Source organism: Enterobacter sp. BNK-8, assembly GCF_048685095.1.
Classification (GTDB): domain Bacteria; phylum Pseudomonadota; class Gammaproteobacteria; order Enterobacterales; family Enterobacteriaceae; genus Enterobacter; species Enterobacter quasiroggenkampii.
The window spans coordinates 2,723,004-2,735,730 of record NZ_JBLQTN010000001.1 but is presented as its reverse complement, the minus strand read 5'-3'; the positions used below and the strand labels follow the sequence as shown (position 1 = coordinate 2,735,730).

Sequence of the window (12,727 nt, the reverse complement as noted above, 5' to 3'; positions counted from 1 at the left end):
ATTACTGAACAATTGCTTCTAATACCTGGAAAAGACAGGCTATATAAATGACGAATATTGAAAATATTGATACTATTGCACGAGAGATATTAAACACATGTGGAGGTCAAACATTCCTCCATATTGGATCGGGTAATGGACAATTAGTACAGACACTGCTTGCCAACGGTATAGACGCGCATGGCGTTGATGAGTCTTTTGAAGCTGTAGCTACTGCAAACAGTTTGATGCCTGGGCGTTTTATGCAAGGTAATGCTCAAAAATTACCGTATGCAGATAAAAGCTTCGATACCACTGTAATCCTTTATAATTTTGAGCACATTGATCGTGAACTCCTTGTTCAGGCAATTAAAGAGTTAAAACGCGTAACGCGTCGTTCAGTTTATTTACGGGTAAAAACAGCACATTCTCAGCAGAGTGACGTAAATGAAAACGTTCTTGATCGCAATGGTTGGGAGAGTCTGTTCTTTAACGAGAATTTCCGTAAGCACCCTTCTTATTATTTAGTCAATGACTATAGTGCGCTGGGCCGTGAGAGCGGGGAAGCCGTAATTTTATTAGAGTGCATTTCCCATACAGCGAGTGAACGTTATCCCCTTGAGGCGCTCAAGGAGGAACGCGATCTGCATATGGATATGACCCGTGAAGCAGGTGAACGTTCCGATGCCCACATCGCCCGTTATCAATGGGCCGCAACCTTTGTTCGCCCTGGTGATACAGTACTTGATGCGGCTTGTGGTCTGGGCTATGGAAGCTATATTCTTCAATGCAATACCATGGCGGCTAAAACGATAGGAATTGATGGCAGCGACTACGCCATTGATTACGCAAATATTAATTTTTCTCCAGACGTGCGTAACCTTTCCTTTTCTGCCGGAATGTTGCCAGAAGCATTAAATAACATCGCTGATAATAGTGTGGATGTTGTCATCTCTTTTGAAACGCTAGAGCATATCCCCGATCCTGAGAGTGTACTTAAAGAATTCCATCGCGTTTTGACACCAGCAGGGCGCGTCATCGTCAGTGTCCCTAACGACTGGAGCGATGAAACAGGGGAAGATCCCAACCCCTTCCACCTGCATGTTTATACGCTTGATAAACTTCGCAGCCAGCTTAAGGCGTCATTTGAGCTGGAAAATGTGACAGTCCAGTCCGCCACACATTACAAAGAATCTGCTGGAAGTAAAAACTGGGTGCCTGCAAAACGAGAATTATACGAGATTAGTACTGAGATAGATGAAGCCATTGCACCTCCATCGGAATGGTGGCTCGCGGTGGGCATGAAATCTCCTCTCAACGCCGAAGATGCTGTATATCATGAAACACAGCATAAAACCTTCCCACAGCCAAAGTGGAATGTAACTGCTTTCGCACGTGATTATAAAAATCCGTGGTTGGTTCGTGGGATGGTAGATATTGGCTGGCGGCAGAAAAACAAAGCGCTGCTGGCTGAACTTACAGAAAAAGTTATCGATACTAACCACAACAACAGCGCTGATGCTGGGGCAGCGCTTTGTGTTAAAGGGTATCAGTTGCTAAATAAGCAAGAAATGACCTCCATCGATACTATAAATGATTTTGTCGAACGGGTTGAAGAATATATTGTCAGTAAGCCTGAAACGCCTCACGCAATTCGCTGGATGATTTCGCTTCATTTTGTAATTGCAAAATTATGGCTACAAGCAGGTATGCACGATAAAGCTCGTATTGCTTTCAAGAAGTGTGTTGAGATTGATCCTTTACAATTTAGCCCTCTGCTCGCAAACAGGACAGTTGAAGCATATCTGTACCTCGGGAAACTTTCTCTTAATAGTGGTGATGAAGCATCTGCTCGTGAAGCATGGAAGGCAGGTATTTCAGCTGCGCAAAGTGCAGTAACTGCTGACTGGCAACTAAGTCTGGGTGATTTAAGCGCTCCAGTAGAATTTGCCTTGCCTGAATTATCATCCATACTCGACTTTGCAAGCAATTGTGCCTATGCGTTAACTAACCTGGATGATTTTAAAGATAAGCCATGGTGGTGGCTGCAACTGCAGAGAAGCCCTCATGCTCAGTTTGTTTCGCTAAAAAGTCAGTGTGATTCCCTTAGGACGCAAATTTTATCGCTCGATACTTTCGCCGCCTCTCTGCGTGATGTTATACAGCACCAAAAAACGCAATTGTCTGAACAAGCGCATAGCGTTCAGATGAAAGAAAGAGAATTAGCTGAACTGACTCAATCTCTGCATTTAAAAGATATGGAATTAGCAGAGCTGACAAGTGCTATGCATATAAAAGATATGGAATTAGCAGAGCTGACAAGCTCTGTGCAGTTAAAGAATTCGTCATCGGCTGAACTGGTAAATACCATTAATTTAAAAGATACGGTTATAGCTGAACAGGCAGCCAGGCTCCATGAATTTAATGCGGTTATGCAAACCCGTTTGATGCGGTTACGGAACGTCATGCTTTATCAGCCGTGGGGAGCGCGTAAAGTCATGCATGCCGCTTACCTTTCTGCATCACTTGTTACTCCGCGTTCATTACGAAGCAAATTACAGCCAGTTACAAGCTGGCTACGTAATCGCTTCTCGCGGCGTCCTCATCCTGTTGAAACTGTTGATAACGCATTGATATCCACTGGATACCGGGTCAAGAAGCCCATTACTAAGCAGGGCGCACCTAAGATTGCCCATATCATTGCAAACTTTATGACGGGTGGTTCATCGCGTTTAGTTGTGGATTTAGTCGAATATTTAGGACATGACTATGAACAGTTTGTTTTGACAAGCTATGCGCCAAATCCTCCTGCATACATTGGTCTGGACATTGAGGAGCAACGTGACAGTCACGATATAACCCCATTTATTAATTATTTAAAGCGTAGACAGCCAGACTTTGTCCATGTCCATTATTGGGGCGATGTCGATGAACCTTGGTATGCGCAGGCAATAGAAGCCGCTAGAATCCTTGATATCCCGGTTATTGAGAATATCAATACACCAATTGCACCCCACATTTCCGATGCGGTTAAACGATATGTTTATGTGAGTGATTATGTGCGTCATGTTTTTGGTCGTCCTGATGCAACGCATGTTACTGTTTATCCAGGTTCTGATTTTTCGCACTTCATGCGAGCAGACCACGAAGCTGTTCCTTCAGATTGCGTAGGCATGGTCTATAGACTTGAGTGCGATAAGTTAAATGAGGATTCGATTAAGCCGTTTATCCTCATTGCTCAGAAAAGACCAAAAACGAAAATTCTGATTGTAGGTGGAGGTAGTCTGCTATCGCCTTTCCAGCAGGCAGTAAAAAGTGCCGGTGTAGAAGCACAATTTGAATTCACTGGATACGTCGACTACGATACTCTGCCTGATTATTATCGCCGTATGTCTCTGTTCGTTGCGCCAGTCTGGAAAGAGAGTTTCGGACAGGTGAGCCCATTTGCCATGAATATGCGGGTGCCGGTAATCGGTTATGATATTGGGGCAATTAGTGAAATAGTTAACTCAAAAGAGATGCTGGCACCAGGCGGCGACGCAGAGAGTCTGGCAGACATTGCCGTAGAACTACTCAATAACGATGAGCTGCGAGCAAAAATGGGACGTGAACATCAACAGCGTGCAGAAGAGAATTTTTCTGTGCAGGCCATGATCGAAGCCTATGCTGGGCTTTATGCTGAAATGGCGAAAAAATAATATTGCAAACTATGAAAATTGTATTCTTCGTACATTGTTTTTTTCCTGACCATTTCTATGGTACTGAAACGTATACCTTAGGTTTAGCTAAACATTATCGTGCCTGGGGCCATGATGTCACAGTAGTTTCTGCAGTCTTTCAAGGAGAGGCTAAACAAGCAGAATTGGTCAGCCGCTATTCCTGGGAAGGCATTCCAGTGATAGCAATAGATAAGAATGTTCTTCCACATTCAAGAATTAAAGAGACTTATTATCAACCTGAAATGCGTGACGTGCTGGAAAGTATTCTTGCTGAACTTAAACCAGATATTGTTCACATCACGCATCTTATTAACCATACCTCTGTTCTTCTTGAAGTAGCTGGGAAATTAAATATACCGACTTATACCACGTTCACAGATTTCTTTGGGTTTTGCTTTAATAATAAACTCGAAGCAGCAAATGGTGATTTATGTGCCGGTCCTTCAGGTTCCAGAGCTAATTGTATTGCCTGTTATTTAAAAGAAGCTGCGCAAAATGGCTATGCCAGTGGTTGGTTGAGAAAAGCAGCCACACCTGTTGCTGCTAACGTCATTTCAAAAGGCCTTGTTGGCGCTAAACAGATAGGCTTGCTAAAAAATAGTCATCTGGAGGGCATAGTCGAAGATCTTGCACAACGCCCTGATACGTTATCATACCTTTATAATACATATTATAAAGGCGCCGTTGCGCCAACTGCTTTTCTTAAGAAAGCCTATGAGAAAAATGGCATCAGCGTACCGATGACTAAGTTGTGGTTCGGCATGGATATCGATCGCCAGCCAAAACCGCTGCGTAGTAAAGGTCATATCCCTGTCATTGGTTATATTGGTCAGATTGCGCCTCATAAAGGTACAGACCTCATTATTGAAGCGTTTAAAAGGCTTCCTAAAAATAGTGCGGTGCTTAAGATTTATGGGCCTACCAATCAGTCCGTAAATTATATGGAAGAACTGAACAGATTAAGTGAAGGCGTGGATGGTATCTCATTTATGGGTACCTTTGAGCAGTCACTAACCGCTAACATTTTCCAGGAGATGGATCTCTTCGTTATACCTTCCCGTTGGTACGAAAACAGTCCTTTAGTTTTATTAAACTCCCTTGCGACGCATACTCCGGTATTGGTTTCTGACGTCGAAGGAATGACTGAGTTTCTAACTGAAGGGAAGAATGGATATAGCTTCAAACGTGGTGATGTAAATGATCTTACCGAGAAGCTATCATACATTCTGCAAACGCCAGGATTGCTGAGCAAACTTTCATTAACGACTGAATATTTGCGTACAACGGAAGTTATGGCGAAAGAAACATTAAGTCTTTACCAGCCGAACTAATTACTATGCCGGCACCTTATCCGATCGTTCTGCGTGGTTAAGTATAGATATGTCCCTGGAGGGAAAATGAAATTAGTTGTTTTTGGTGGTGGTGGATTTATTGGCTCTGCAATTTGTGAAAGATTGTTACAGGAAGGCCATCAATTACGTATATTTGAGCGACCTCGTGTGCCGCCTTATCGCCATTTTGCAGAAACAGAAAATGTTGAATGGACAACCGGGGATTTTAGCAGTAGCCATGATTTGAAAGATGCCGTTGAAGGCATGGATGGGGTCGTTCATTTAGTTTCAACCACTTTGCCTAAAAGCTCTAATGATGATCCTGTTTATGACGTACAAACAAATATCATTCCAAGCTTGCACATGCTTAACGCTATGGTCGAACACAAAGTTAAGCGTATTGTATTTATATCTTCAGGTGGTACTGTTTATGGAAACCCCCAGTATATTCCTATCGATGAAAAGCATCCCACAGAGCCAGTAGTATCTTATGGTATTACTAAGTTAGCGATAGAAAAATATTTGCATATGTTCAGTAAGTTGCATGGGATCAAAGCGGTAACTTTGCGTGTTGCTAACCCCTATGGTGAAAGACAGCGCGTGGAAACCGCGCAGGGTGCAATTGGTATATTTATGCACAACATCCTGAAGGGGGCTCCCATTGAAATTTGGGGAGATGGTAATGTGCAACGAGATTATATTCATGTAAGCGATGTTGCTGAAGCCTTTGCAAAAGCTATCACCTATGAAGGTGAAAAAGAATGCTTTAATATAAGTTCCGGAACAGGAACAAGCCTGAATGAATTAATTGATATGATGAAAAATATTGTAACAGAGCCGGTCCAGGTAATTTATAAACCAGGTCGTTCATTCGATATCGATATCAGTGTGCTTTGCAATCAACAGGCTCGAAATGAATTAGGCTGGGAACCAAAAGTAACTATGCAGGACGGTCTAGTCCGTACTGCAGAGTGGATGAAACAAGTAATACATAATAAATAGCAGGAATTAATATTGAGTAATCATTAATGCGAATATTAATTACCGTTCATCAGTTTTTTCCAGAATACAGAGCTGGTACTGAAGTATTAACATTGTCGGTAGTAAAAGAGCTCATAAGACGCGGTCATGATGTACGTGTCTTTACAGGCCATCCAGCGAAAAGTGAACTTGCTGAAGATGAACGATTTGATGAATATGAATACGAAAACATCCATATTTATCGATTCCATCACTCTTATTCGCCGGTGGCCGATCAAACATCAATGATTGATGTTGGATATAATAATAAGTTAGCTGAGCATTATTTCACTGAGGTATGCGAGAGTTACCAACCTCAATTAGTGCATCATTTTCACCTAAACAGGCTTGGGGTGAGAATTATTAACTATCTTGCCGACGCTGGAATCGCACAATATTTCACTCCAACTGATTTCTGGATGATATGCCCAACGGCACAATTAATGCTTAATAATGGATGTTTCTGTAATGGTCCTGATAGGTATTCTGGAAATTGCGTAAAGCATTTTGCACAGGATAGGGTAAATAGATTTACAGCAAATATCATTCAAATAATACCCAATGTTGTTTTTGACAAAGTTACCGACGTTACTAAGAGATATAAAAACATCAAGTATCCGATGAGCCATGAGGTGAAGGCGATGGCACATCGCATTGATAATACTGTTAGTGCGCTGAATAGAATCCAGGGTATTATTTCCCCCAATCGTTTTATGTCTGAGCTTTTCATCAAATACGGCGTCAGTCCATCCATCATATACGAAAAAAGTTTTGGTATTGATTTTAATGAAGGATTTACTGAAGCTAAATATAAGAAATGGGCTAAAGATAGACCATTACGAATAGGTTTCATTGGGACACTGGCACCGCATAAAGGCTGTGATGTTGCAATAAAAGCTGTTAATTTATTACCAGATAATTTTGCGTCATTGACTATCTTTGGCAGTGGAGACGAATTTCCTGATTACGTTAAAGAACTATATAGTCTTGCAGCAGGAAAAGGAAATATTTCTTTTAAGGGGGTATTTCCAAATAATAAAATCTTATCAGTCTTAGATGAATTTGATGTCCTGGTGGTTCCGTCTGTTTGGTTCGAAAACACACCGCTTGTTATTTATTCTGCGCAGGCAGCGAATTGTCCTGTTATTGGGTCAAATTTGCCGGGAATCTCTGCGGTAATAACCCATAATATTAATGGGCTTTTGTTCGAAGCCGGCAATTATAAAGATCTTTATGAAAAAATAAAATCTTTAATAGACGCAGATTTAACAAGGCTAAGTCAGGGTTCAGTAAGACCAAAGACATCATGCCAATATGTTGATGATATCTATGATGTTTGGGAGGCGAGGCATGAATGAATTATGCTTAAGTTTTATAGCAAGCAAATCTGAAAAAAAACTATGCAGAATATAAAAAAATTAGACGCACTTACTTCTCTAAGGTTCTTTGCTGCGGCAATGATCGTTTTAGGGCATGGTCACGGTTTATTTGGTTCACTAGGCATTGCAACAACTTTATCTTTAGCGCAGGGTGTATCTTTCTTTTTTGTTTTGTCAGGATTTATACTCACTTATAATTATCCTAAATTAAAAACCTTCGCGGAAGTAAAAGGATTCTATGTTGCACGCTTCGCAAGAATCCTGCCATCACATCTTTTTGCGATGCTCTTACTTGTAATATTCACGGGTGGTATTAACCAAGGGGGGCTACAGGGAGCGGCCATTGCGTTCACCGCTTTCCTGCATACTTTCTTGCTTCAGTCACTGGTGCCATTGAAAGATGTATTTCTTACCTTTAACGGCGTCTCCTGGAGTATCTCCACGGAGATGTTTTTCTATATTGCGTTTCCATTATTAATAACAAGCCTGATACCTGGTAAATGGCTTAAATTAATCATTTTAAGTATTGCTGTTATTATGCACCTGTGTTTCGGTGTGTTATGGAACGTTTCTGCGGATGAAGGTAATAGCCAGTTTAGCTTAATGGGGCTGCTTTATATAAATCCATGGGTAAGAATTTTTGAGTTCTACATTGGAGTTCTTGTCTGTAATGTATATATGAAGACACGCGATCATTCATGGAATACCTCGCGCTCTAGTGCTGTTTTTTCCATTGCGGAAATTATGGCGATAATAATTGCAGTTTTCACAATGTGGCTTTCGCCAAGATTTACTGGTTTCGTAGGAATTGGTGAGCAGACCGGGGTAGTGCTCAGCTATTATCTATCAAAAGCCGGATCTGTTTTTTCCTTTGCATTCCTTATTCTGATCTTTGCTTATGGTAATGGAATAATTAATAAGATATTGTCTGCTAAATTTTTTGTTCTGCTGGGTGAAATTAGTTTTTCTCTTTACCTGGTCCATATGAGCGTTCTTGTCTGGTTCCAGAAAAATTTATCTGTTTTTAATGGTCTTTCTGTAACTGAACAAGTGTTAATTTTTTGGTCTATATCACTGCTAACTGCATGGTTTTTACACCGTTTAATTGAACTGCCTTGCAGGAGAATCATTATTGAATGGTATAAGAATAGAACATTTTCAAAACAGATATTTGATAAGTCATTGTTTATTAACTATTTAGCAGTAATTGTGATGTTGGCTTGCATCAAAGTTTTTGCCCCTTATTAACCTATAAAATGACTTTTACAGCATAAAAGAGCATGCACTTGCTATGCCACGCTGGGTTTTATGAGTTAACATCTCAGATTATTAACCCCGATAGCACCTAAGCTATCGGGTGCTCACACCTGACAGGAGTATGTAATGTCCAAGCAACAAATCGGCGTTGTCGGTATGGCAGTTATGGGGCGCAACCTGGCGCTTAACATTGAAAGCCGTGGCTATACCGTTTCCGTATTTAACCGCTCCCGTGAAAAAACTGAAGAAGTGATTGCCGAGAACCCAGGCAAGAAACTGGTCCCTTTCTATACGGTTAAAGAATTCGTTGAGTCTCTGGAAACCCCTCGTCGTATCCTGTTAATGGTGAAAGCAGGTGCAGGTACCGATGCTGCTATCGACTCCCTGAAGCCTTACCTCGAAAAAGGCGACATCATCATTGATGGCGGTAATACCTTCTTCCAGGACACCATTCGCCGCAATCGTGAACTGTCTGCAGAAGGCTTCAACTTTATCGGCACCGGCGTGTCCGGTGGTGAAGAGGGGGCTCTTAAAGGTCCTTCCATCATGCCGGGCGGACAGAAAGAAGCTTACGAGCTGGTTGCGCCTATTCTGACCAAAATTGCTGCGGTTGCTGAAGATGGCGAGCCGTGTGTGACTTATATCGGTCCTGACGGTGCCGGTCACTATGTGAAAATGGTGCACAACGGCATCGAATACGGCGATATGCAGCTGATTGCGGAAGCATACTCCCTGCTGAAAGGCGGCCTGAACCTCTCCAATGAAGAGCTGGCTGAAACCTTCACCGAGTGGAACAAAGGCGAGCTGAACAGCTACCTGATCGACATCACCAAAGATATCTTCACGAAGAAAGATGAAGAGGGTAAATACCTGGTTGATGTGATTCTGGATGAAGCAGCGAACAAAGGCACCGGTAAATGGACCAGCCAGAGCTCTCTGGATCTGGGTGAACCACTGTCTCTGATCACCGAATCTGTCTTTGCGCGTTACATCTCTTCTCTGAAAGAGCAGCGCGTGGCGGCATCTAAAGTGCTGTCTGGCCCGCAGGCTAAACCAGCAGGTGATAAAGCGGAGTTCGTTGAGAAAGTGCGTCGTGCACTGTACCTGGGGAAAATCGTTTCTTACGCGCAAGGCTTCTCTCAGCTGCGTGCGGCATCAGACGAGAACAACTGGGATCTGAACTACGGTGAGATCGCGAAGATTTTCCGTGCGGGCTGCATCATTCGTGCGCAGTTCCTGCAGAAAATCACCGATGCCTATGCTGAAAACGCCGGTATCGCCAACCTGCTTCTGGCACCGTACTTCAAGAAAATCGCTGACGAATACCAGCAGGCGCTGCGTGACGTGGTAGCCTACGCGGTGCAGAACGGTATCCCGGTTCCGACCTTCTCTGCTGCAGTAGCCTACTACGACAGCTATCGTGCTGCGGTACTGCCGGCTAACCTCATTCAGGCTCAGCGTGATTATTTCGGTGCGCATACCTATAAGCGTACAGATAAAGAAGGTGTGTTCCACACGGAATGGCTGGACTAATCTGATTTAGCCTCAGGTTGTTATATAAACCCGGAGATATTCTCCGGGTTTTTTTCACCAAAATCACAACCACATATTCGAAGTAGTCTGAATGTTGTACCTGGACGGGCTATTCCTGAGGCTTCGCCTTGACACTCCCACAAGGCAGGAGGTAAAAAGCCCTACAGTTATTGATTATCGTGATGGCCCTGCGGTCATCTCTACAGCTCACTTATAGAAGTTATTCGCGAATGAAAATAACAATTTCCGGTACAGGTTATGTAGGTCTCTCCAACGGTATCCTGATTGCTCAGAACCACGAAGTGGTTGCGCTGGATATCGTGCAGGCTAAAGTGGACATGCTTAACAAGAAGCAGTCCCCGATTGTAGATAAAGAGATTGAAGAGTATCTGGCAACGAAGCCGCTAAACTTCCGCGCAACCACTGACAAGCAGGATGCTTACCGTGGGGCGGACTATGTGATTATCGCCACACCGACCGACTATGATCCTAAAACCAACTACTTCAACACCTCGAGCGTTGAGTCGGTGATCCGCGATGTTACGGAAATCAACCCGAACGCGGTGATGATCATTAAATCCACCATCCCGGTTGGTTTTACCCAGTCCGTTAAAGAAAAGTACGGCATTGATAATGTCATCTTCTCCCCGGAATTTCTCCGTGAAGGGCGTGCGCTGTACGACAACCTGAACCCATCACGCATCGTTATTGGCGAGCGTTCAGAGCGCGCCGAGCGATTTGCCGCGCTGCTGCAGGAAGGGGCGACCAAAAAAGATATTCCAACGCTGTTCACCGATTCGACCGAAGCGGAAGCCATCAAGCTTTTTGCTAACACGTATCTTGCCATGCGTGTGGCATATTTTAACGAGCTGGACAGCTATGCAGAGAGCCTGGGGTTGAATAGCCGTCAAATTATCGAAGGCGTTTGTCTGGATCCACGTATCGGCAATCATTATAACAACCCGTCGTTTGGCTATGGCGGTTACTGCCTGCCGAAAGATACTAAGCAGCTGCTGGCTAACTATCAGTCTGTTCCTAACAACATCATCTCGGCGATTGTTGATGCCAACCGGACCCGCAAAGATTTTGTTGCTGACTCAATACTTTCCCGTCAGCCGAAAGTTGTAGGCGTCTATCGCCTGATTATGAAAAGTGGCTCCGATAATTTCCGTGCATCTTCCATCCAGGGCATCATGAAGCGCATTAAGGCCAAGGGTGTACAGGTCATTATTTATGAACCGGTAATGAAGGAAGATGAGTTCTTCCATTCCCGCGTGGTGCGTGATCTGGATGCATTCAAGAAAGAGGCGGACGTGATCATCTCTAACCGCATGGCGGAAGAGCTGGCGGACGTTGCGGATAAAGTGTATACCCGCGATCTGTTCGGCAGCGACTGATTACTGCCCGTAACGCATAAAAAACCCGGCGCATTCGCCGGGTTTTGTTTTTTTAGACCTTGTAGAAATTGCGATACCAGTCCACAAAATTCTTCACGCCTTCCTTCACCGACGTTTTCGGCTTAAACCCAATCACGTCATAGAGCGCCGTGGTATCCGCGCTTGTTTCGAGCACGTCACCTGGCTGAACAGGCATCATATTTTTATCCGCTTCTTTGCCTAACGCTTCTTCCAGCGCGGTGATGTAATCCATCAGTTCTACTGGCGCACTGTTGCCAATGTTGTAAATACGGTACGGCGCAGAGCTGGACGCCGGGGACCCTGTTTCAACGGTCCAGTTCGCATCGGCCTGAGGGATAACATCCTGCAGACGAATAATCGCTTCAACAATATCATCGATATAGGTGAAGTCGCGCTTCATCTTGCCATAGTTGTAAACATCAATACTTTTGCCTTCAATCATGGCCTTAGTAAATTTAAACAGCGCCATGTCCGGACGGCCCCATGGCCCATACACAGTGAAAAAGCGCAGGCCGGTCGTCGGCAGATTGTAAAGATGAGAGTAGGTATGCGATATCAGTTCGTTGGATTTTTTCGTCGCGGCATACAAGGAAACCGGGTGATCAACCGAGTCATCGGTGGAGAACGGCATCTTTCGGTTCAGGCCGTAAACAGAGCTGGAAGAAGCATACAGTAAATGCTGCACCTTGTTGTGTCGGCAGCCTTCCAGTACGTTGAGATGGCCGATAAGGTTTGATTGCGCGTAAGCGTGCGGATTTTCCAGAGAGTAACGTACGCCAGCCTGCGCGGCGAGGTGGATCACGCGGTCAAACTTCTCAGCTGCAAACAACGAGGCCATCCCTTCGCGATCGGCCAGATCCAGCTTATGGAAAGTGAAATTGTCGGATGTAAGCAGATCCAGTCGCGCTTGCTTCAGATTGACATCGTAATAGTCATTAAGGTTATCAATTCCTACAACCTGATGTCCTGCCTGCAGCAGGCGCTCGCTGACGTGGAAACCGATAAAGCCGGCAGCGCCGGTGACCAGAAATTTCATCTTCAACCTCAATGTTAAATGAGTAACTCTTAACGCATAAAATCGTGCGTTTACA

General features: G+C 43.9%; 8 protein-coding genes. 7 read left to right on the top strand and 1 reads right to left on the bottom strand.

Features of this window, described 5'->3' with window-relative positions:
* The first annotated feature begins 47 nt into the window (after positions 1-47).
* The 7 genes from ACMGGU_RS13340 (at position 48) to ugd (ending at position 11,615) form a co-directional block, all read left to right on the top strand.
* A complete protein-coding gene (locus ACMGGU_RS13340; protein ID WP_252076935.1) occupies positions 48-3,677 on the top strand; it encodes a methyltransferase domain-containing protein in 3,630 nt (1,209 codons plus the stop codon).
* A gap of 11 nt (positions 3,678-3,688) precedes the next feature.
* Complete coding sequence (locus tag ACMGGU_RS13335; protein WP_126535001.1) at positions 3,689-5,029, top strand: glycosyltransferase family 4 protein; 1,341 nt, start codon at positions 3,689-3,691, stop codon at positions 5,027-5,029.
* A gap of 66 nt (positions 5,030-5,095) precedes the next feature.
* The gene (locus ACMGGU_RS13330) at positions 5,096-6,031 is read left to right on the top strand and encodes an NAD-dependent epimerase/dehydratase family protein (protein ID WP_069720597.1); all 936 of its coding nucleotides are present in this window, start codon (positions 5,096-5,098) and stop codon (positions 6,029-6,031) included.
* Positions 6,032-6,057: 26 nt separating this feature from the next.
* Positions 6,058-7,407, top strand: coding sequence for a glycosyltransferase (locus tag ACMGGU_RS13325; protein WP_126535000.1), 1,350 nt, complete (start codon positions 6,058-6,060; stop codon positions 7,405-7,407).
* Positions 7,408-7,449: 42 nt separating this feature from the next.
* On the top strand, positions 7,450-8,676 hold the full coding sequence (locus ACMGGU_RS13320; protein WP_395299421.1) for an acyltransferase family protein: 1,227 nt from the start codon (positions 7,450-7,452) through the stop codon (positions 8,674-8,676).
* 135 nt (positions 8,677-8,811) lie between these two features.
* On the top strand, positions 8,812-10,218 hold the full coding sequence (gene gndA / locus ACMGGU_RS13315; protein WP_069720594.1) for an NADP-dependent phosphogluconate dehydrogenase: 1,407 nt from the start codon (positions 8,812-8,814) through the stop codon (positions 10,216-10,218).
* Between the two features lie 230 nt (positions 10,219-10,448).
* Positions 10,449-11,615, top strand: coding sequence for a UDP-glucose 6-dehydrogenase (gene ugd / locus ACMGGU_RS13310; protein WP_021241437.1), 1,167 nt, complete (start codon positions 10,449-10,451; stop codon positions 11,613-11,615).
* 52 nt (positions 11,616-11,667) lie between these two features.
* Here ugd and ACMGGU_RS13305 read toward each other — a convergent pair whose 3' ends face one another.
* On the bottom strand, positions 11,668-12,672 hold the full coding sequence (locus tag ACMGGU_RS13305; RefSeq protein WP_395299420.1) for an NAD-dependent epimerase: 1,005 nt from the start codon (positions 12,670-12,672) through the stop codon (positions 11,668-11,670).
* Between the last annotated feature and the right edge of the window lie 55 nt (positions 12,673-12,727).